Below are 20,219 nucleotides of genomic sequence, written 5' to 3'. Positions count from 1 at the left end.
GGTCCAGCACACACGCCTGGTGGGCCGGGTCCACGATGCACGAGCCGTCCACCTCCAGCCTGGACCGGAACCCCGCGGTCCGCCCTTCGGAGGCCCCCACCATGCGTACGCCGCTCCGCGCACTCCGCGTACTCCCCGTGCTCCTGGCTCTCTCCGCCGCCGCCCGGTCGCGGCTCCCGCCCACGCGGGCGGCACCTGCCTCGCCACCCGCTCCGACGCCCCGATCTACGCGCGCGAATCCCTGGACCGGCATCGCCGGCCACCTGGCCCCCAGCACCCCGGCACCCCGGTGAACGTCGGCCGCCAGGGCACGGACGGGCTGTGGCGGGTACCGCGCACGGACAACGGCGCGCGGCGGGGACACATGCGGGACGGCGACCTGCGGTGCGACGGGGTGAAGCTGCCGGGGGCGGTCGGTCCGCGCCGCCGCTACTGCACCGGCCGCAGGCCCAGTGGTCCCGCGATCTCCTCGGCCATCACCCGGCCCGCCTCCTCGGCCAGGTCGTCGTCGACGGCCTCCGAGTCCGTGTCCAGGCCGTCCAGTTCCTGGAGGGGCTGGTTGAGGCGGATGTGGGCGATCAGGGACTGGAGGGCGCGCAGGGTGGCGGACGCGGTGGAGCCCCAGTTGGAGAAGTAGGAGAACTGCCACCACCACAGGGCCTCGGTCGTGCGGCCCTCTTCGTAGTGGGCCAGACCGTGGCGCAGGTCGGTGACCAGGTCGGCCAGGTCGTCGGAGATACGGGCCGGGACCGGGGCCTTGCGGGGCTCGTACGGGTCGAAGACCTCGGAGTAGACGTCGATCGGCTCCAGCAGGGCGGCGAACCGCTCGCGCAGGCCGTCGGCGTCCGGCTCCGCGCCCAGGTCCGGCTCGTAGCGCTCGTCGGGGACGATGTCCTCGTACGCGCCGAGCCTGCCGCCCGCCAGCAGCAGCTGGGAGACCTGGAGCAGCAGGACGGGAACGGCCTCCTCTGGCTCCTCGACCTTGGACACCTCGGTGACCGCGACGATGAACGTCTTGATCTGGTCGGCGATCTGGACGGCGAAATCGTCGGGGTCCTGCGTGACGGAGTTCAGCGTGGCGTCAGACATCGAAGGGACCTCCCGTGGGCACGGTCGCGAACGGTGAGTAGAACATAGCGTCGCTGAACGTAAAGCTGTCGTGAGTCGCCGCAAGAACATCAGATGACGTCATGGCCGCGAGGACGCCGGACGCCGTGGCCGTTCGGACGCCGGGCGTCGTGACCGCGAGGACGCCGGACGCCGTGGCCGTTCGGACGCCAGGCGTCGTGACCGCGAAGGCATCAGACATCGAGCAGCCGCCTCCCCTCGAAGGCGCGGCCCAGGGTGACCTCGTCCGCGTACTCCAGGTCGCCGCCCACCGGCAGGCCGCTGGCCAGCCTGGTGACCCGCAGGCCCATCGGCTTGATCATCCGTGCCAGGTACGTCGCGGTGGCCTCGCCCTCCAGGTTGGGGTCGGTCGCCAGGATCAGCTCCGTGATCGAGCCGTCGGCGAGACGGGCGAGCAGCTCGCGGATACGCAGGTCGTCGGGGCCGACGCCCTCGATCGGGCTGATCGCGCCACCGAGCACGTGGTACCGGCCCCGGAACTCACGGGTCCGCTCGATCGCGACGACATCCTTCGGCTCCTCGACCACGCAGATGACCGTCTGGTCGCGGCGCGCGTCCCGGCAGATGTTGCACTGCTCCTGCTGCGCGACATTGCCGCAGACCGAGCAGAACCGGACCTTGTCCTTGACCTCCAGGAGGGCATGGGCAAGACGGCGCACATCGGTCGGCTCGGCCTGCAGGATGTGGAAGGCGATCCGTTGCGCGCTTTTGGGACCGACGCCGGGCAGCCTGCCCAGCTCGTCGATGAGGTCCTGAACCACGCCTTCGTACAACGGGAACGCCTTCCTGGTCCTGAGCTATGCATACAACTTACGAGTTCGGGCCGCAGGTCAGAAGGGGAGGCCGGGCATTCCGCCCAGGCCCTGGGCCAGCGGGCCCAGTTTCTGCTGCTGAAGCTGCTGCGCGTTCTCGTTCGCCGCCTGGACCGCGGCGACGACGAGGTCCGCGAGCGTCTCGGTGTCCTCCGGGTCGACGGCCTTCGGATCGATCACCAGAGCACGGAGCTCGCCGGAGCCGGTCACGGTCGCCTTCACCAGACCGCCACCCGCCTGGCCCTCGACCTCGGTCCTGGCCAACTCCTCCTGAGCCGTGGCGAGATCCTGCTGCATCTTCTGAGCCTGCTGCAGCAACTGCTGCATATTGGGCTGACCACCACCGGGAATCACGGTCACTCCTGGCAATTCGACGACAAAATGTTTCGGTACGCCGAGCCTACGTGGTCACCACGCAGCGCGCCCCACCCACTGGCGAGCAACTCTTTCGGGTGAGGTTCAGGCAACGTCGGCGTGACTCCTATACCTGATCACAGGCCCCTTACACCCGGGAATACCGCGATTTCGACTCCACGGCCCACCATTCGGCGGTAGGAAGAGCATGCGCATCAGACACACAGGCACACCGCCCGTCACGCAAGGTTACGTACGCGGGACAGTCGGCCACGCCGGAGAGCAGTGATCAGCCCACCGTCGAACACACCGCCACACATCAGGCGTCGCTACGCAGAATGCAGAGGAGTACCCCGGTGAGTCAGCCGGAGATGCAGCCCGAAGGGCCGCCCCGCAACGAGCCCGGTTCGGCCGGCTCGGCCGGTTCCTCCGGTTCGGGCTCCGGCGCACGCGGCCGGGGCAGGCGGGGCGGGCGGGGCCGGGATCTGACCGCCACGCCGTTCCCGCTCGGCGACTGGGGCGAACCCGCCGAACGTCTCGACGAGCTGTACCGCTGGGTCGAGGCCGATGCGCTGCGCACCGCCGACTGGTACCTGAGCGACCGGGTGGGGAAGCGGCGCGGGGCCAGGGCGCTGCGGATCGGCACGGCGGCCGGGGCGGTCGCGGGCGCCGCGCTGCCATTGCTCGATCTCACCGGCGCGCTGAGCGGGGCGGCGGGGTGGGGCTTTCTGTCGCTGCTGCTGGGCGCCGCGTGCATGGCCTGCGACCGGTACTTCGGCCTGACCTCGGGCTGGATAAGGAACCTCGCCACCGCTCAGGCCGTGCAGCGGCGCCTCCAGGTGCTGCAGTTCGACTGGGCGTCGGAGTGCGTGCGGGAGGTGCTCGGCCCGACCGAGGGCACGGCCAGCGAGGCCGCCGAGCGGTGCCTGGGGGTGTTGCGGCGGTTCTCGGAGGACATCACGGAACTCGTACGGACCGAGACCGCGGACTGGATGGTGGAGTTCCGGGCCGGGCCCGCGCCGATGGGGATGCAGGCGCTGTCGTCGGGCAGCGGCGGCGGACGTACGGACCACGGGGTGCAGCCGGGACGGTTCCCGATGCAGACGATGACCCGGCCGAACATGCCGCGGCAGCGGCCTCCGGAGTCTCCGCGGTGATTCCGCCGCGGGGACCCCGAAGACGCGCGGCCGTCTCCGCTCGCCCCGGATCCGGTCCATCCGGCTCCGGCCCCTTGTTCCGGTTGTTCCGGCCTTTGCTGCGACCCTTGCTCCGGCCCGGCCTCAGCTGAAGATGATCATGGAGCCTTGAGCGAGGCTGCGCGTGGCTGCCGCGTGCAGGCCCAGCCAGACGTGCCGCTCGCGGGCGAACAGACTGTTGTCGTACGGAATCGGAGCCGCCGGTTCTTCCAGGGATGTCGGTGCGGCGGGCGGCAGCGGGGCGGCCGGCGGGTTCGCCGGGTCGATGCCGATGGACGGGGCGACGAACTCCAGCTCCCTCAGCAGCCCGTGCGCGGAACCGAGCGGGCCGCCGCCCTCCAGCAGATCGTCGGCGCAGAGCGGGACGGCGAAGTCCAGCGGGACGTACGCCCCCGCGTGGTCGTAGTGCCAGACCAGGTGGGACTGCCGGGCCGTCGCCTCGAACATCTCCAGCAACTGCTCGTAGTCCCCGCCCAGTTCGTCGACGGGCGTGACGGCGAGTCCGCTGAGCTGGAGCAGGTAGGCGCGGCGCAGGAAGTGCAGGGCGTCGTAGTCGAAGCCCGCGACCGGGGCGACGTCGCCGGTCAGACCCGGCATGTAGGCGTACACCGGGACGGGCGGCAGTCCGGCCTCGCCCAGTGCCCTGTCATAGGCGGCTATCTCTTCGGCGAACGGATTGTCGGGGCTGTGGCACAGCACATCGACGAGGGGGACCAGCCACAGGTCACAGGCCACGAAGTCTCGCTCTCCCACGGGTGCCGCATCGGCGTCATCTGTTCATCGGGTTCTACGGGTTCAACGGGTTCAACGGGTTCAACGGAATATTCACAGCGGTCGGGCCAGCGTAATGCGGTGGGCTCGTCGCGCACAGTGGCCGGTGGTCGCTGATGCGGGCCGGCCGCGGTCCGCTGTCGCTCGGTCAGCGCGGTTCCGGCGCACCGGCGGACGGGGCCTGTGGGCCGTGGCCCGGATGTGCGGGATTTCCGGCCGCGAGCCGGTCCGCCCAGTTCAGCGCGTGGGTGTTGTAGTCGTCCATCACCGCGCGCACCGCGTCGTGGTCGCCGAGCGTGAGCGCCGCGACGAGTTCCGGATGACCGTGCCAGAGCCATTCCCGGGCACCCACGTCGTGGCGCAGATACGGCACCGCGAACACCCATGCCTGAACACCCAGCCGGTGCAGGAAATCGGTGATGTACGCATTGCTCACGAGCACGCCGAGTTCGCGCCAGAAACGCAGGTCGTAGCCGATGAGGATGTCGAGGTCGCCGCCCTGGGCGGCCCGCGCGGCCTCCTGGGCCCTGCGGCGTACGGAGACCAGGCAGTCCCGGTGCCCCGCCGTCTGCGCGTCCGCCGGCGGGGGCCCGCTGAACAGGCCGCGGATGACTCCTTCGGTGACCAGGGCGCGGGCCTCGACCATCGACCGGTAGTCGGCGACGGTGAACTCACGCACCCGGAAACCGCGGTGCTGATCCGATTCGAGCAGGCCGTGCGCGGAAAGATCGAAGAGCGCCTCGCGCACCGGAGTGGCGGAGACGCCGTACTGTTCGGCGATCTGCTTGACGGTGAATTCCCGTCCCGGCTGCAAACGCCCGGCAAGCACTTCGTCACGCAGCGCGTCCGCGATCTGCTGCCGCAGCGTACTGCGGGTCACAGCTCCGCTCGCGCACATGGCGCCCCTCCCCTTTTCGGCTTTCGATCACCTTAAGCCAGGGTCGCTCTGCCCGGATCCGGGCAGAGGAGGGGAGAGTGTGGAGGAGGGGCGCCGTATGGGCGGGCCGTGCGGCCCCGCCGCTACACGGTGTACTCGTCCGCGACCGACAGCGCCGTGTCGAGAGCCGCGAGGCCCTCCTTGGCCTCGGCCTCGGTGACGTTGCATGCCGGAACGGCGTGGGTGCGGTTCATGTTGATGAAGGGCCACAGCCCGTTCTTCTTCGCCGCCGCGCCGAAGGCCGCCATCGCCGCGTTGGCCTCGCCCGCCGCGTTGTACGGAACCAGCGGCTCGCGGGTCTCCTTGTCGCGGACCAGGTCCAGCGCCCAGAACGCGCCGAGGCCGCGGACCTCGCCGACCGACGGGTGGCGCTCGGCGAGTTCACGCAGGCCGGGGCCGAGGACCGTCTCGCCGATGTGGGCGGCGTTCTCGATGACCTTCTCGTCCTCCATCACGTGGATGGTGGCGACCGCGGCCGCGCAGGCCAGCGGGTGGCCGGAGTAGGTCAGTCCGCCCGGGTAGGCGCGGGTCTCGAAGGTGGCGGCGATCTCGGCGGAGATGGCGACGCCGCCGAGCGGTACGTACCCGGAGTTGACGCCCTTGGCGAAGGTCATCAGGTCCGGCACCACGTCGAAGTGGTCGGCGGCGAACCACTTGCCTGTACGTCCGAATCCGGCCATCACCTCGTCGAGGACGAAGACGATCCCGTACCGGTCGCAGATCTCGCGCACGCCCGCGAGATAGCCGGGCGGCGGCGTCATGATGCCCGCCGTGCCGGGGATCGTCTCCAGGATGATCGCGGCGATGGTGCCGACGCCCTCGAAGGCGAGGGTGTCCTCCAGGTGCTGGAGCGCGCGGGCGCACTCCTCGGCCTCGGTCTCCGCGTGGAACGGCGAGCGGTAGAGGAACGGAGCCCAGAAGCGGACGACGCCCGCCGAGCCGTTGTCGGACGGCCAGCGGCGCGGGTCGCCGGTCAGGTTGATCGCGGTGGACGTGGCGCCGTGGTACGAGCGGTAGGCGGAGAGCACCTTCGTACGGCCGGTGTGCAGCCGGGCCATCCGGACGGCGTTCTCGACGGCCTCCGCGCCGCCGTTGGTGAAGAAGATCTTGTCCAGGTCGCCGGGGGTGCGTTCGGCGATGAGGCGGGCGGCCTCGGAACGTGCCTCGATCGCGAACGCGGGTGCGAAGGTGGCGAGTTTGCCCGCCTGCTCCTGGATGGCGGCCACGACGGTGGGGTGCTGGTAGCCGATGTTCGTGTAGACGAGGCCGCTGGTGAAGTCCAGGTACCGGTTGCCGTCGTAGTCCCAGAAGTACGCCCCCTCGGCGCCGGCGACGGCGAGCGGGTCGATCAGGCCCTGGGCGGACCAGGAGTGGAACACGTGCGCGCGGTCGGCGGCCTTCACGGCCGCACCGGCAGCGGGGTCGACATGCGGGGCATGAGGGGCATGAGGGGTCATGCGGTGAGCGTAGGTCGCGCCGGGGACGGCTCGACATGGCCACCTTGTATGGCCCGGGGCCCTTTGGTGGGCAGGGTGTCGGGTCGGTGCCGGGTCGGTGCCGCCCATTCGTCTTTGACAGCACATTGTCGTAATGGCAGCATGTTGTCATCGTGATTTTCGCAGTTCACTCCTCTCCGGGAGGCGTCATGCCCCGCAGGACCGCACATCTGGCCGTGTACGACACCTACGCCGACTGGGAGACCGGGCACACCACCGCTCATCTCTCCCGGGCCGGATTCACGGTGCGGACGGTCGGGCCCACCACCGACACCGTGTCCACCATGGGCGGGCTGCGCGTCCAGCCCGATCTCGCACTCGCCGAGTTGCGCCCCGAGGACAGCGCGCTCCTGATCCTCACCGGCGCCGACCTCTGGGACTCCGGCGACGAACTCGCCCCCTTCGCCCGGACGGCCCGCGACTTCCTGGACGCGGGGGTGCCGGTCGCCGCGATCTGCGGTGCCACGGCTGGGCTGGCCCGCGAGGGTCTGCTCGACGACCGCGCGCACACGAGTGCGGTCTCCTTCTATCTGGCGGCCACCGGGTACAGGGGCGGTGAGCGGTATGTCGACGCGGACGCGGTGACCGACGGCGACCTCATCACGGCCGGGCCGACCGAGCCGGTCGCGTTCGCCCGTGAGGTCTTCGCACGGCTCGGGGTGTACGAGGGCGAGAAGCTCGACGCCTGGTACCGGCTCTTCCACGACTCGGACGCGAGCGCGTACGAGGTGTTGCAGGGATGAGCCGCGCGCAGCAGGACGCACTCAGCCGGACCGCACTCGCCGCCTTCCGGCTGAACGGTCAGTTCCTCGCGGTGGCGGAGCAGTTGGCCCGCCCGGCCGGGCTGACCGCGGCGTGGTGGCAGGTCCTCGGGGCGGTACTGACCGAGCCGTTGCCCGTGTCCGGGATCGCCCGCGCCATGGGGATCACGCGGCAGAGCGTGCAGCGGATCGCGGACCTGCTGGTGGGAAAGGGGCTCGCGGAGTACGTACCGAATCCGGCCCACCGCCGCGCGAAGCTGCTGCGTCCCACGGAGGAGGGCCGGGCCGCGGTGTCCCGGATCGGCCCCGGCCACGCGGAGTTCGCCGCGCGCCTGGCGGAGGAGCTGGGAGAGGCGGAGTTCGCGGAGACGGTACGGATGCTGGCCCGATTGTCGGCCGCGTTGGAGGCGGTGGACGTACCCAGCCCGTCCGGCGATTGAGGACGGAACCGGAGAGGCAAACCCCGAGCGCCTCGCGGGCAGGCGTGGAATTCCGTCCCCGCCGAGGCGCACCCCGCGCGGCTATCCTCGACGCGTTCCGGCGTATCGCCGTACGGGGGAGGACGCACACCGTGGAAAAGCTCGGGCTCACCGACCCACAACGCATCGGCGCCTACCGCCTGCTGGGCCTGCTCGGCGCGGGCGGCATGGGTCAGGTCTACCTGGCCCGGTCGGACCGCGGCCGCACCGTCGCGATCAAGCTGGTGCGCGGCGAGCTCGCCGAGCAGCAGGAGTTCCGCGACCGCTTCCGCCAGGAAGTGCGGGCCGCCCGCCAGGTCGGCTCCGCCTGGACCGCCCCCGTGCTGGACGCCGACACCGAGGCCGCCGTGCCCTGGGTCGCGACCGGATACGTCGCCGGGCCCTCCCTCCACTCCACCGTCTCCGGCCGTGCGGGCGCCCGCACGGGGGCGGCTTCCAGTGCGTACGGCCCCCTGCCCGAGCGCTCGGTCCACATCCTGGGCTCCGGCCTCGCCCATGCCCTCCAGGCCATCCATGCCGCCGGGCTCATCCATCGCGATCTCAAGCCCTCCAACATCCTGCTGACGATCGACGGACCGCGCGTCATCGACTTCGGCATAGCCCGGGCACTCGACACCGTCGCAGACGGCGGCCTCACCCGCACCGGGGCCCTGGTCGGTTCGCCCGGCTTCATGTCGCCCGAGCAGGTACGGGGCGAGCGCGTGACCCCGGCGTGCGATGTGTTCTGCCTCGGCTCGGTACTGGCGTACGCGTCGACCGGCCGGCTTCCGTTCGGGACCTCCAACAGCGGCGTGCACGCGCAGATGTTCCGGATCGTGCAGGAGGCCCCGGACCTCACCGGTGTCCCCGTGGACCTCGTCGAACTGGTCAGGGACTGCCTGCACAAGGATCCGGCCGCCCGTCCGACGCCGGACGCGATCCTGGAACGCCTGGCCGACGACGACACGGCGGAACCCTGGCTCCCGGGCGCACTCATCGCCCAACTCGGGCGCCACGCCGTCGAACTGCTGGACTCCGAGGATCCGGAGGAAGCGGCCGGGCCGGACCCCGTCCCGGACAAGGCACCCCCAGCGCCCCCAGTACCTGCGGAGGCCCCCACGCCCCCGGTGCCCGCGGCACCCCCAGCGTCCTCAACGCCTGCACCGGCCACACCGCCCACACCGCCGCCCACCGGGCGTCCCACCCCCGAACCGCCATCCGGCGCCGTCCACGCGCTCCCCCCGATGGCCGGTGCGCCCATACCTGCTCCGCCCCTCGGGCCGACGTCCTCCCCCGCGTACGGCTATCCGCAGCAGCCGCCCGCCCAGCAGAGCTACGCCGGTTACGGATATCCGCAGCAGCAGTCGCCGACGCCGACGCCGACGCAACAGCCGGGCTTCGGTGCCACGCCCCCGTACGGCCCCCTCCACCCCGCCGCCCCGCAGCCCGGCCCGGGACCCACCCGCCGCGGGAGGGGTGCGACCATCGCCCTCGTCGCGATCGCCGTGCTCGTCGCCATCGGTGCGGGCGGGTCCGTCTACGCGCTCATGAACGACAAGGGCCCGAAGCCCAAGCCGTCCCCTTCTTCCTCCTCGGACTCCCCCGTCACCGACGATCCGTCGTCCCCGGATCCGTCCCCGACCGACGGAAAGAAAAACAGCGACGGCCCGATCCCGGCCGGCTACCTCGGCGCCTGGTCGGGCTCCATCGACAACGCCGTCGGCCACTCCACGCGGGATCTCGTCATCAAGCAGGGCACGGTCGGCGACACCGTCCTCACCCTCACCGCGGACGGCCCGCTGGACGGCGGCGGCTCCTACCACTGCGTCTTCCACGCAGACCTGACCGCAGAACCGACCCCGAACGGACCCGTCGAAGTCGGCACCTCCACCGTCGCCGTCGGCGAACCCATGTCATCCTGCACCGCAGGCAAACCCACCACACTCACCCTGCTCCCGAACGGCTCCCTGAGCCGCGAAAACACGAACACCGGCGAACAACTCACCTACACCAAGTCCAACTGACCAACCCAGCAAAGAGCCCGACAAACCCACCTTCACAGTCACCTCCCACGCCTGGCCGTCGCTCCACACCCGGGCGAACCGACAGCAGGCGGGCCCGCACGACGCCGACCCATACGCTCGCCCGGTTCCTCCGCCGGCCCGCCCACAGCAACACCTCTTCCACACAACGTGACACCCACCCCCACACCTGTCACGTTCACTCCACAGCCCCTCCCACCGAGCCCATCTCTCGCCACACAAACTGCCCCTCCGTACAACGTGACACTCACCCCCGCACCTGTCACGTTGTGTAACAACCCCTATGAGTGGGAGCGGAGCGAAGCCGCCCGACCAGGGCAGGTTTCTGCGCCAGGCTCACCCCATGCGTCCACGTTCTTCGTACAAAGCACCACCACCACAGAGCCTGATCTACTCCGCCGTGGTGCAGAGCATGACCGAACACGGGCCCCGCAAAATGAACATGGCCCTCGCAGCACGCATCGCCGAAACCGATCGCCAACTCCTCTACCGCAACTGGCCCGATCGCCACGTGCTCGTCCGCGAAGCCACCGAGAGCGAGTTGCAGCGTGTCCTGTTCGTCGCGGGCGATCTGCTCTCCGAGCAGGAGGACGTGTGCCGGGTGATCGAGAAGATCGTGCGAGCTGCCCGCATGGTGCGCGAGCACCCCGTGACCCGGACGACCGCACGTACCGACCCGGACCTGCTGCGGAGCGCCCTGCTCGACATGGACACCCGGTTGCACGGACAAGCCAGGTACTGGCTGGAAAGCCTGTTCCCGGAACCGCTGGCCAGGACGCTTCCGCGCATGTACTGGCTGCGGGACGTCCTGCTCACCATCGCGGCTCCCTTCGCACTCACACCGCCGGAGGATCCCCACCCGGGCTCCGAACGATCGGACTCCGGATGCTCAAGCTCCGAGCGCTCGAGCTCCGATTCCTCAGGCTCCGACGGCCCGGACTCCTCACGCTCGTACCTCGACCAGCGACTCCGCATCACGCTGCACGTGTGTCTCGGCGCCGCTCCGGACTGCCCCTGCACCCTCGTCTCGTCGTGATCTCTGCACCGCCCTCGCCATAACCGGGCCCATCTCCGACCTCATCGGCGCCCGACGGCTCACACAGTCGGCCAGGACCCGGCCCCGCACCCGACCAGTCAGGGACGGCGGTTGTGGGCGCCGGGGGTGTGGCCGAAGGCACGGCGGAAGGCGTCGATGAAGGCGCTGGTGGAGGACCAACCGCAGCGGTGGGCGACCGTGGCTCAGTGACGGCGCCTGCATCAACACAGGACTCGTCGTCCCCCACCGCAAACGACCTGGCCGCCCACTCCTGCCCGGCCAGGAAACAGACAACGCGGAACACCGACGTGTGCGAGCCCGTGTGGAACACGCCTTCGCCCCCCATGAAGCACTACAAGATCCTCCGCGACTGCCGACAGTGCGGAAACGGCCTCCACTACGCGGTCCGAGCCGTCGTCACCCTGCATAACCACGCCCTGACGGCGTGATCCACAAAGGTGCAGAAACCGGCTCAGCCTGCCCAGCCCCAGCCTTCTGCGACACGCTTTAGACCAATGGCCTGGCCGACATCAGCAGATGCTGGTGGGTGGGGCGCGCCGCCTCGTCCGCCGCATCCTTCCGGGCCCCCCATCCGGTGACCATCGCACGTTGCCCGGGGCCCATGAGCTCGAACCTGATCACGGGGGCGTCGAAGGAAGCCAGGGCGTCCATCAGGTACGAGGGGTTGAAGGCGACCGTCAGCCCGTCGGAGCCCTCAAGTGCGGCGGGCAGGCGCTGGGAGGCGACATCGTCCTCGTAACCCGCCTGCAGCAGCACCGAATCGCCGGAGAAGGCCAGTTGGAGCGGGCTGCCGCCCTCCGCGACCACGGCGACGCGCTTGACGGCCTCGACCAGAGGGGCCCGATCGGTGATCGCACGGGCGGCGTCCGGCGTCGCGAACAGCTTGTCGTGGCGCGGCAGTCGGCCATCCAGCAGGCGCACCGTGGTGCGCATCCCGGCCAGTTCGAAACCGACCGAGCCGGCGTCCCATGCGAGTCGGACCATTCCGGCCCGGCCGAAGGAGCGGGCGATCTCGGTCAGTCTGCGGGCGGAGACCACGACATCGGCCGAGACGCCGTCCTGCCCGGGTTTCCACGTGAGCACGCGCACCGCGAACCGGTAGCGGTCCGTCGCGGCGAGGGTCATCGTGTCGCCGTCGAGCGCCAGCCTGATACCGGTCAGGGTGGGCAGAGTGTCGTCCCGGCCCGCCGCCACCGCGACATGGGCGACGGCCGCGGCAAACTCCTCCGCGTCCACAACGCCGAGCACCTCCGGCAGTGGCGGAAGCGCCGGATAGTCGTCGAACGGAAGCACCGAGAGCCCGAATCGGGCGCCGCCACTCGTCAGCGAGAACCGTGAGCCCTCGACCGCGCACTCCACCGCACCCTCAGGCAGCACCCGGCAGACATCGAGCAGTCGGCGGCCCATGACCAGCACCTTCCCGGCCCGTACGGTCTCCGCCTCCACCTCGATGCACGCGGACGCCTCGTAATCGAGGCCCGAGATGCGCAGCCGCCCGTCGGCCGCCTCCAACAGCAGCCCGCCCAGCACGGGAACGGTCGAGCGTGTGGGCAGCACCCGGGCCGCCCAGGCCACGGCGTCGGTCAGTGCGCTGCGCTCGATGCGGAACTCCATGGCGGCGGCTTCTCCCGGTCGTCTCGGATCGTGATCGTGAACGTGGTCCTGATCGTGATCCGACACTAGGGGCTGCCACTGACAGCGGGAGAAGAAGAGATCCGGTTGCGGCCGGCGGGAGCGGCCACCCCCGTGAGCCGCTGCCGCCGTCCCCGTTGCCCCTCCCCCGAAGGGCCCCGCAACCGTGTGGGGACTCTAGAACGTCGGGTACTCGACAGGAAGATTCAGTTAGCACTGCGTGAGCCGTCGGGGGTATCAGTCCGCACAGCCAAATCGGTACGATGCACTCCGGTTTTTCGGGCAGGGCTTGTGCGGAGCGCAGGAGCGCGGAAGCGGAGGGTGCGTGCGCGCGCGGGAACGGGCCGACGACGTACTGCGGATGTTCCGGCTGGCCCGATCCGGCGGCACGCAGGAGCTGCTGCGCTGGGTGTCCGGCCGGGCGGAGGGCTGGGCCGGGCTGCTCGACGGGGACGGCACGGTCCTGCACGGCGTGGCGAGGGCCCCGGTTCGTACGGGCGCCGATGCCGCCGCTCTGGCCACCGAGGGCGTCAGGGAGCTGGCATCGCTCGGCGCACGCTCCTTCTCGTTCGACCGGGGTCCGCACACCGCGCTGCTGTTCCCTCTGGACGGGCCGCCCGACACCGCTCCTCCGGTCCTGGCCGTCGTCGCCCCGCGCCCGCTGCCGGACGGACTCGGCGCGCTGCTCGCCGATGTCGCGATGCCGCTCGCCATGTGCTGGACGGCGGAGTCCGTGGAACGCAAGCGCCGCCGCGTCGACCTGGCGGAGTCGCGCAACCGGGAAGCGGTGCTGCATCTGCTCATGACCGGCCAGCTGTCCATCGCGCACCAGGTCGCGGGGGCGCTGAAACCCACGCTGCCCGACCCCGTCCGGGTGTGCGTGGTGGAGTGCCCGGCCGGCCGCCGCGACGAGGTGGCACGGATCTGCACGGAGCTCTCCGGCGGCCGGTCCTGGATCGTGCGGTGCCCGGTGTACGCACGCCATCTGATCCTCGTCGTACCGGCCGATCCGAACGCGGCCGGACAGCCGCTCGGCCGTCGGGTCGCCGACGTGGTGGACGAGTGTGTCGTGGGGGCGAGCGAGGACGTACCGCTGTCCGACACGGCGACCGGATACCGGCAGGCGTTCCACGCCCTGGCCGTGGCCCGCGGACTGCCGGCCCGGCACGCCGGGTTCGGCTCGGCGCCGGAGGCCGCCCTGATCGTCGGCGCGGCCGGTGCGCGGTGGGCGGATGCGCTGCTGAACCCGTTGCTCATGTACCTGCCGCGGCGCAGCCACGACCCGGGCAGCCAGGAACTCGCGGCGACCCTGACCTCCTGGCTCGCGTTCTCCTCGCACGCGACCCAGCACCTGAAGATCCACCGGAACACCCTGACGGCACGGCTCCGGCTGATCGGCGAACTGCTCGGCCTCGATCTGCACCGGGTCGCCGACCAGGCCGCCCTCGACCTGGCCCTGCGCATCCGCGCCACGCCCACCGTGCCCCGGGCGGTCCGTCCGGGCGAGGCGGTGCCCGAACCGCCCCGCCGGCTGGACGACATCCTGCGCGGACCGGCCGTCCAGGAGTGGGCGGCCCAGCAGGTGCACCCGCTCACCGCGCGGGACGCCTCCGGGAGCACCGCCGACCCGCGGGCGACGCTCCGCACCTGGCTGGACTGCGAGGCCCGACTCGGCCCGACGGCCGCCGCGTTGGGCATCTCGGTGCCGGGGGCCCGCAAGCGCCTCACGCGCCTCGAATCGACGCTTCAGCGCTCGCTTCTGCGGGCACCGAGCGCGCGTTACGACCTGTGGCTGGCCTTCCGTGCCCTGGATGTCGCGGGAGCCGGCGCCGCCCGGTGAACCGGAACGGGGGCGTGTCCGGCCGGGCCGGGCACGCCCCCGTCGGGTGGGGGTTCTTCGGGCAGCGGGTCTACGGACTGCCCGTCAGCAGCTCAGGTTGGAGCCGGGAGTGGTGCCGAGGATCTGGACGAATGCCTGGTAGCGGTCGATACGGCTCTGGACCTGGGCGGGGTTCCCGCCGTTGCACTCCAGGCTGCCGTTGATGGAGCGGATGGTCTCGCCGAAGCCCGCACCGTTCACCATGGCGTTGTGGGCGGTCATCGTGCCCGGACCGTTCTGGGTGTTCCAGTACCAGAGGCCGGTCTTCCAGGCGACCGAGGCGTTCTGCTCGACCAGGTACGGGTTGCCCAGCAGGTCGATGCCGAGCGCGTCACCGGCGGCCTTGTAGTTGAAGTTCCAGCTGAGCTGGATCGGGCCGCGGCCGTAGTACGCGGCCTGTCCGGCCGGGCAGCCGTAGGGCTGGCTGCTGTCGCAGTAGTGCGGGTAGTTGGCCGTGTTCTGCTCGACCACGTACACCAGGCCGCCCGTCTCGTGGCTGACGTTGGCGAGGAACGCCGCAGCTTCCTGACGCTTGACGGTGTCGCTGCCGGTGGTCGCGAAGCCCGGGTAGGCGCTCAGGGCCGCGGTGAGTCCGTCGTACGTGTAGAACGGGTTCCGGTTCGGGAACATCTGGTTGAACTGCGCCTCGCTGACGACGAAGCCGGACGGGGTGCCCGGGTCCGTACCGCCGCCACCGCCGCAACTTCCCTGGTCCGCCCAGACGTCGGAGCTGCCCGGGGTCTCGTTCTGGGTCCACCACTTGGCGGTCCAGTTGTGCCCGTTGTAGGAGGCCGAACCACCGCCGGTGTAGACGGAGGAGGAGTTCCAGGGTGCCGCGCAGTCGGCTGCCGCGGCGGTGGTGGCGGGGAGCATGACGACCATCGCGACGACCGCGCCCAGTGCGGTCAGCAGGCCCATGATGCGTCTGATCATGTGTCACTCCTTCGGTGCGGCGCACCGAGCCGGGCGGTGCGCCGCCATGGGGGGTTGACGGTCACTCAAGCGCTGCCGCTCTGAACCTGTCAAGGTCTAGACCAACGCGGGAGAGCTCCCCGAATGAGTGCCCATGAGTGGGGCCGCAACACATCCGTGCCGCCGAACCCTCCCCCCAACAGGGTTGATAGCGGGAAGAGTTCATCCGGATCATGGACCGCGCAACAGGGCGGGCCCGAAGGAAAACTTCGGGCCCGTCCAGCATGCGGAACGTCGGACCGATCGGCCGACCGGCGGTCAGCGGTCAGCGGTCAGCGGCACGCGGGGCGCGGGGCGCGGGGCGCGGGGCGCGGCCCCGACGGTCGCGTCAGGTCAGCGCGTCGAGCCCGCGGACGAGGCGGGCCCCCTCACGGGTCATGATCTCCGGGTCGCGCAGGGCATTGGAGAGCAGCGACATGCCCTGGTAGGCGCCGACGAACGTCAGCGAGAGGCCCTCGGGGTCGGCCACCCCCATCTCGCGGAACTGCCGCTCCACCCAGTCCAGGAGCCGGCGGACGACATGCCCCACCGCGAGGTCGAGACCCCCCTCGGCACCCTTGCCGAGCTCGACGGCGAGGGTGCCGGTCGGGCAGCCGTAACGGGCCGCGGTGTCGCGCTGCCCGACCCACGCATCCACCAGGCCCTTCAGCCGCTCGCACGGATCGGGAAGCCGGTCGAGGCGGTCGGTGAGGGCTTCCAGGTGGCGGGTGTGCTCGGAGAGGGCGGCCTCGACCAGCTCGTCCTTGGTCTTGAAGTAGTAGTACACGTTGCCCGCCGGGACATCGGCGGCTCGGGCGATGTCGGCGATGGTCGTACGCTCCACGCCCTGCTCGTGCAGGACCCGGGCGGCGGCGGCCGTCAGCCGCTGCCGCTTGTCGGCGGCCTTCGTCCGGGGCCGCCGGGAATCCATTGAGTCAGTCACCCGACTGACTATAGACGGCACCCCGGCCGGCCGTGCTAGCGTCCCGTGCACCAAGTCAGTCAGTTGACTGACTCACTCGCAATGAGGGGGGACCGGCGTGATCGTGGTGACAGGTGCGACCGGGAACGTAGGGCGGGCGCTGGTACGGATGCTCACCGAGGCCCGGGTTCCGGTCACGGCGGTGGCCCGGCACATCACCGACGCCGACGTGCCGCCGGGCGTGCGCGCGACGGCCGCCGACCTGGCCGCGCCGGCCGGGCTGCGGGGCGCGTTCGACGGCGCGGAGGCGCTGTTCCTGCTGGTGGCGGGCGACGACCCGCACGGCGTTCTGGAGGTGGCGAAGGCCGCCGGGGTGCGCAGAGTGGTGCTGCTGTCCTCGCAGGGTGCGGGGACCCGCCCGGAGGCGTACCGGCATCCGCGTCTGTTCGAGGCGGCCGTGCGGGAGTCCGGTCTCGACTGGACGGTCCTGCGGTCGGGCGGGATGGCCACCAACGCCCTCGCCTGGGCGGAGTCGGTCCGTACGCGGCGGGCGGCGGCAGCGCCGTTCGGTGACATCGGCCTGCCCTTCGTCGACCCGGTCGACGTGGCCGCGGTCGCCGCCGCCGCCCTGCGCGAGGACACGCACGCGGGTGCCACGTACACCCTGACCGGCCCCGCGCCGACGACCCCGCGCGAACGGGCGGCGGCGATCGCGGCCGCGCTGGGCGAACCGGTGCGGTTCACCGAGCAGACCCGCGAGGAGGCCCGCACGCTGATGGCGGGCTTCATGCCGCTTCCCGTGGTCGAGGGCACGCTGGCCATCCTGGGCGAACCCACCGAGGAGGAGCGGCGGGCCAGCCCCGATGTCGAACGCGTCCTGGGCCGGACGCCGGGCACCTTCGCCGCCTGGGCCGCACGCAACGCGGCGGCCTTCCGCTGAACACTCCGGCCCTCCGCTGAACCGTCCTGCCTTCCGGTGAACCGTCCTGCCTTCCGGTGAATGTTCCGGCCGGGCCCTGCCCACCGGGCAGAACGGACCCGGGCGGCGAGGGTGCGGCGCGGTCCGGCCGTCAGCAGGACAGCCGGGAGCCCGGCGCCGTACCGAGGACGGCGGTGATCCGCTCGTACGTGGCGACCCGGGCCGCGACAGAGCCCGGGTTGCCGCCGTCGCACTCCAGGGCACCGTTGAGCGAGCGGATCGTCTCACCGAAGCCCGCACCGCCGACCATCGCGTCGTGCGAGGTCATGGTGCCGGGGCCGTTCTGGGTGTTCCAGTACCAGAGGGCCGTCTGCCAGGCGACGGACGGATCCTGCTCCACCAGCCAGGGGTTGTCGAGGAGATCGAGGCCGAGCGCGTCGCCCGCGGTCTTGTAGTTGAAGTTCCAGCTGAACATGATCGGGCCGCGGCCGTAGTAGGCGGTCTGTCCGGCCGGGCAGCCGTAGGGCCGGCTGTAGTCGCACTTGCGCCAGTAGTTGGCCTCGTTGATCTCCTTCACGTACCGCAGCCCGACCGACTCGAAGTCGGCGTGGGTCAGGAACGCGGCGGCCTCCCGGGCCCGCGTGGCGGGCGTTCCGGTGTTCGCGAAGCGCGGGTAGGCGTGCAGGGCGTCGATCAGTCCCCGATACGTGTAGAAGGGGTTCCGGTCAGGGAAGAGCGCGTCGAACTGCGCCTCGCTGACGACGAAGTCCGAAACCCCGCCCGTACAGGCGCCCCGGTCGGCCCAGACGGCGGTGGCACCGGGATTCTCGTTCTGCGTCCACCACGCGGCCGTCCAGTTGCGGCCGTGGTGCGAGACGGTGCCACCCGCCGAGTACGCGGTCGAGGAACTCCATACGGACGCGCACGGAGCGGGCGCGGCGGCGGAGACGGCCGACACAGAAGCGGGGCTCGGCGCGGAGGCTGTGGAAGCTGCGGAGGCGGTCGGCAGTAACGCCGCCGTCGCGACGACGGCGCTCAGGACGGTCAGAAGACCCTTGATGCGGTTCAGCGCTGCTCACTCCTTCGGCAGGGCGCGACGACCACGTCAGCGGGCCGTCCGGACGTCCCGCCACTCAAGCCCTGATGGTCTGGACCTGTCAAGGTCTAGACCACAGGGCTTGGTGCTCCTCCAGAGGAGGTCCGAAGGATTCCGAAGGAATGGGGGTCAGGTCACGTTCACGTGGACGATGGGCGACATGGTCTTGCCGTGGACCACGCGCAGCTCCTGGGCGCCCTTGTGGCTGAGCTTGACGTGCACGGCGTAGACGCCGTGCTTCTTGACGGTGCCACTGACGTGCAGCGCGGTCCACTTGCCACTGCTGTTGAGATGGCGCACGGTGAGCTTGCTGCCGGTCTTGATGTCCCTCACTTTGCCGCTGATGATGACGCTCGAACCGGCCTTGACCGACGTGTGGTTGGCGTGAGCGGTGATGGACGCGTGCATCACCGGCGTCGCCGCGGCCACCGTCGCCGGATGGGCGGCGGGTGCGGTGAGCGGTGCGGCTGTCGCGGCCCCGGCTCCGCCCGCGAGCATGGCCGCGCACACGGCGCCGACGGCCGCCGCCCGCATCCGGAGGCCCTTCCCGGTCTTCTGCGTCGTCCCGGTTCTATTCATGGCCTTCTGATTCATGAACGTTCACCTCGCACGGGTGCCTTGCTTGCCGGTATCGATGGCTCCATGGTGCGAAACCCTCAATGAGGGGACCGTTTACGCCGGATGTGAGCACTGACATGTTCGGCCGGGGTGCGCCGTACGGACCGCTCAGAGCCGGGTGGCTCCCGGTGCGAGCGGGATCTCCAGCCGCACCCGGGCGCCGCCGCCCGGCGCGTTGTCCGCCGTCGCACTGCCGCCGTGCGCCTGCGCGATGGAACGCACGATGGCCAGGCCCAGGCCGGCGCCGCCCCCCGTGTCTGCTGCGGGCGGCGTCGGCGCGCCGGAACCGTTCGAAGGCCAGCGGCAGGAACGTGCGCGGGAAGCCGGGGCCGTGGTCACGCACCTCGATCACCGCACGGCCGTCCGCCCCCACACCGCGGACGGTGAGCGAGACGTCGATGCCGCTGCCCTCGGGGGCGTACCTCAGGGCGTTGTCGAGCAGGTTGTCGACGGCCTGCCGCAACCGGTCGGGGTCGGCGACCATGCGTACGCCGTCCTCGTCGGTGTGCAGCCACACCCGCACGTTCCGGGGTGCCGCGAGGGACGACGCGGCCCGCACGGCGGTGGCCAGCAGTTCGGCGGGGGCCACCGGCTCCGGCCGCACGACGGGCCTCCCCTCGTCGGTCCTGCTCAGCAGCAACAGGTCCTCGGACAGCCGGATCAGCCGATCGGTGTCCCGGGCGGCGGCGGCCACCGCGGCGGCGAGTTCATCCCGGGTGCGCCGGGGCTGCCCGGCCAGTTCCAGTTCGGCCTTCAGGGCGGTCAGCGGGGTACGCAGTTCGTGGCCCGCGTCCGCGGCGAATCCGCGCTGGCGGGCCAGGGCATCGGCGAGCCGGTCGAGTACGTCGTTCATGGTGACCGCGAGGGTCGCGATCTCGTCGCGGGTGGCGGGCGTCTCAAGACGGGAGCCGGTGTCCTGCTCGGTGATCTCCGCGAGCCGTCTGCGCATCCGGTCCACCGGGCGCAGGGCGGAGCCGGCCAGCCAGTACGCGCCGAGCCCGGCGGCGATCACGGCGGGTGGGCCGCCCAGCAGCAGGGCGTTGCGGGTGTGCGCGGTCGCGGCGTCCGCGAGCCGGGAGCCGGCCCCCACCACCACCACGACCGGACGGTCGTCGTTGGAGGCCGGGACGGCGAGCATCCGGTAGTCCTGGCCCTCCACCGAGGCGGTGGGAACCGGCCGACCGGGAAGC

The 20,219-nt window shown here is 71.1% G+C and carries 20 protein-coding genes and 3 pseudogenes; 8 read left to right on the top strand and 15 right to left on the bottom strand.

Going from position 1 to position 20,219, the window contains the following annotated elements:
• Positions 1 to 429: 429 nt before the first annotated feature.
• Genes ACFVT1_RS06465 through ACFVT1_RS06450 form a run of 4 tightly spaced genes read right to left on the bottom strand, consistent with a single transcriptional unit; the run spans position 430 to position 2,294 of the window.
• The gene (locus tag ACFVT1_RS06465) at positions 430 to 1,089 is read right to left on the bottom strand and encodes a DUF5063 domain-containing protein (RefSeq protein ID WP_389793075.1); all 660 of its coding nucleotides are present in this window, start codon (positions 1,087 to 1,089) and stop codon (positions 430 to 432) included.
• Positions 1,082 to 1,309: a hypothetical protein gene (locus ACFVT1_RS06460; RefSeq protein WP_389793073.1), complete on the bottom strand. Its 228-nt coding sequence runs from the start codon at positions 1,307 to 1,309 to the stop codon at positions 1,082 to 1,084. The genes ACFVT1_RS06465 and ACFVT1_RS06460 overlap by 8 nt, the downstream gene beginning before the upstream one ends.
• Positions 1,302 to 1,901 carry a recombination mediator RecR gene (gene recR, locus ACFVT1_RS06455; RefSeq protein WP_351086039.1) on the bottom strand — a complete coding sequence of 200 codons (600 nt, stop codon included), beginning with the start codon at positions 1,899 to 1,901 and terminating at the stop codon, positions 1,302 to 1,304. The genes ACFVT1_RS06460 and recR overlap by 8 nt, the downstream gene beginning before the upstream one ends.
• A 57-nt stretch (positions 1,902 to 1,958) precedes the next feature.
• Positions 1,959 to 2,294, bottom strand: a complete 336-nt coding sequence (locus tag ACFVT1_RS06450; RefSeq protein WP_351086067.1) for a YbaB/EbfC family nucleoid-associated protein — start codon at positions 2,292 to 2,294, stop codon at positions 1,959 to 1,961.
• Between the two features lie 371 nt (positions 2,295 to 2,665).
• Here ACFVT1_RS06450 and ACFVT1_RS06445 point away from each other — a divergent pair, with 371 nt between their 5' ends.
• A complete protein-coding gene (locus tag ACFVT1_RS06445; RefSeq protein WP_389793363.1) occupies positions 2,666 to 3,451 on the top strand; it encodes an SLATT domain-containing protein in 786 nt (261 codons plus the stop codon).
• A 123-nt stretch (positions 3,452 to 3,574) separates the two neighbouring features.
• Here the strand turns inward: ACFVT1_RS06445 and ACFVT1_RS06440 are convergent, their stop codons facing one another.
• From ACFVT1_RS06440 to ACFVT1_RS06430, 3 genes are all read right to left on the bottom strand, one after another.
• On the bottom strand, positions 3,575 to 4,225 hold the full coding sequence (locus ACFVT1_RS06440; protein WP_389793362.1) for a hypothetical protein: 651 nt from the start codon (positions 4,223 to 4,225) through the stop codon (positions 3,575 to 3,577).
• Between the two features lie 184 nt (positions 4,226 to 4,409).
• Complete coding sequence (locus ACFVT1_RS06435) at positions 4,410 to 5,159, bottom strand: GntR family transcriptional regulator (protein WP_389793071.1); 750 nt, start codon at positions 5,157 to 5,159, stop codon at positions 4,410 to 4,412.
• A 122-nt stretch (positions 5,160 to 5,281) separates the two neighbouring features.
• Positions 5,282 to 6,655: an aspartate aminotransferase family protein gene (locus ACFVT1_RS06430; RefSeq protein ID WP_389793069.1), complete on the bottom strand. Its 1,374-nt coding sequence runs from the start codon at positions 6,653 to 6,655 to the stop codon at positions 5,282 to 5,284.
• A 188-nt stretch (positions 6,656 to 6,843) separates the two neighbouring features.
• Here ACFVT1_RS06430 and ACFVT1_RS06425 point away from each other — a divergent pair, with 188 nt between their 5' ends.
• From ACFVT1_RS06425 to ACFVT1_RS06410, 4 genes are all read left to right on the top strand, one after another.
• Positions 6,844 to 7,437, top strand: coding sequence for a type 1 glutamine amidotransferase family protein (locus ACFVT1_RS06425; RefSeq protein WP_389793067.1), 594 nt, complete (start codon positions 6,844 to 6,846; stop codon positions 7,435 to 7,437).
• Positions 7,434 to 7,895 (top strand): MarR family winged helix-turn-helix transcriptional regulator, encoded by a 462-nt coding sequence (locus ACFVT1_RS06420; protein ID WP_389793065.1) that lies wholly within the window; start codon positions 7,434 to 7,436, stop codon positions 7,893 to 7,895. The genes ACFVT1_RS06425 and ACFVT1_RS06420 overlap by 4 nt, the downstream gene beginning before the upstream one ends.
• A 131-nt stretch (positions 7,896 to 8,026) precedes the next feature.
• A complete protein-coding gene (locus ACFVT1_RS06415) occupies positions 8,027 to 9,937 on the top strand; it encodes a serine/threonine-protein kinase (protein ID WP_389793063.1) in 1,911 nt (636 codons plus the stop codon).
• Between the two features lie 361 nt (positions 9,938 to 10,298).
• Positions 10,299 to 10,991 carry a hypothetical protein gene (locus tag ACFVT1_RS06410; protein ID WP_389793061.1) on the top strand — a complete coding sequence of 231 codons (693 nt, stop codon included), beginning with the start codon at positions 10,299 to 10,301 and terminating at the stop codon, positions 10,989 to 10,991.
• A gap of 98 nt (positions 10,992 to 11,089) precedes the next feature.
• On the opposite strand, the pseudogene ACFVT1_RS06405 reads toward ACFVT1_RS06410, so the two are convergent.
• Positions 11,090 to 11,191, bottom strand: a pseudogene (locus ACFVT1_RS06405) (AraC family transcriptional regulator); the annotation flags it as partial.
• On the opposite strand from ACFVT1_RS06405, the pseudogene ACFVT1_RS06400 reads away from it, so the two are divergent.
• Positions 11,191 to 11,440 (top strand): annotated as a pseudogene (locus ACFVT1_RS06400) (transposase family protein); the annotation flags it as partial. The pseudogenes ACFVT1_RS06405 and ACFVT1_RS06400 sit on opposite strands and share 1 nt — an antisense overlap.
• Before the next feature lie 58 nt (positions 11,441 to 11,498).
• Here ACFVT1_RS06400 and dnaN read toward each other — a convergent pair.
• Positions 11,499 to 12,626, bottom strand: coding sequence for a DNA polymerase III subunit beta (gene dnaN / locus ACFVT1_RS06395; protein WP_389793060.1), 1,128 nt, complete (start codon positions 12,624 to 12,626; stop codon positions 11,499 to 11,501).
• Between the two features lie 379 nt (positions 12,627 to 13,005).
• Between dnaN and ACFVT1_RS06390 the strand changes: the two genes are divergently transcribed.
• Positions 13,006 to 14,484 (top strand): helix-turn-helix domain-containing protein, encoded by a 1,479-nt coding sequence (locus tag ACFVT1_RS06390; protein WP_389793361.1) that lies wholly within the window; start codon positions 13,006 to 13,008, stop codon positions 14,482 to 14,484.
• A gap of 84 nt (positions 14,485 to 14,568) precedes the next feature.
• Here the strand turns inward: ACFVT1_RS06390 and ACFVT1_RS06385 are convergent, their stop codons facing one another.
• Both ACFVT1_RS06385 and ACFVT1_RS06380 read right to left on the bottom strand, forming a co-directional pair.
• Entirely contained in the window at positions 14,569 to 15,456 is an 888-nt protein-coding gene (locus ACFVT1_RS06385) for a glycoside hydrolase family 19 protein (protein WP_389793058.1), read from the bottom strand.
• A 367-nt stretch (positions 15,457 to 15,823) separates the two neighbouring features.
• Positions 15,824 to 16,417, bottom strand: coding sequence for a TetR/AcrR family transcriptional regulator (locus tag ACFVT1_RS06380; RefSeq protein ID WP_389793056.1), 594 nt, complete (start codon positions 16,415 to 16,417; stop codon positions 15,824 to 15,826).
• 97 nt (positions 16,418 to 16,514) lie between these two features.
• Between ACFVT1_RS06380 and ACFVT1_RS06375 the strand changes: the two genes are divergently transcribed.
• Positions 16,515 to 17,336: an SDR family oxidoreductase gene (locus tag ACFVT1_RS06375; protein WP_389793054.1), complete on the top strand. Its 822-nt coding sequence runs from the start codon at positions 16,515 to 16,517 to the stop codon at positions 17,334 to 17,336.
• Between the two features lie 130 nt (positions 17,337 to 17,466).
• Here ACFVT1_RS06375 and ACFVT1_RS06370 read toward each other — a convergent pair whose 3' ends face one another.
• The 4 genes and pseudogenes from ACFVT1_RS06370 to ACFVT1_RS06355 form a co-directional block, all read right to left on the bottom strand.
• Positions 17,467 to 18,384 carry a glycoside hydrolase family 19 protein gene (locus tag ACFVT1_RS06370; RefSeq protein ID WP_389793360.1) on the bottom strand — a complete coding sequence of 306 codons (918 nt, stop codon included), beginning with the start codon at positions 18,382 to 18,384 and terminating at the stop codon, positions 17,467 to 17,469.
• A 156-nt stretch (positions 18,385 to 18,540) separates the two neighbouring features.
• Positions 18,541 to 19,005 carry a hypothetical protein gene (locus ACFVT1_RS06365; protein WP_389793053.1) on the bottom strand — a complete coding sequence of 155 codons (465 nt, stop codon included), beginning with the start codon at positions 19,003 to 19,005 and terminating at the stop codon, positions 18,541 to 18,543.
• Between the two features lie 132 nt (positions 19,006 to 19,137).
• The gene (locus ACFVT1_RS06360; RefSeq protein WP_389793359.1) at positions 19,138 to 19,251 is read right to left on the bottom strand and encodes a hypothetical protein; all 114 of its coding nucleotides are present in this window, start codon (positions 19,249 to 19,251) and stop codon (positions 19,138 to 19,140) included.
• Between the two features lie 55 nt (positions 19,252 to 19,306).
• Positions 19,307 to 20,167, bottom strand: a pseudogene (locus ACFVT1_RS06355) (sensor histidine kinase); the annotation flags it as partial.
• Positions 20,168 to 20,219 lie beyond the last annotated feature (52 nt).

The organism is Streptomyces sp. NPDC057963, from assembly GCF_042887155.1.
Classification (GTDB): Bacteria; Actinomycetota; Actinomycetes; order Streptomycetales; family Streptomycetaceae; genus Streptomyces.
This window is presented reverse-complemented; position numbering and strand designations above follow the sequence as displayed.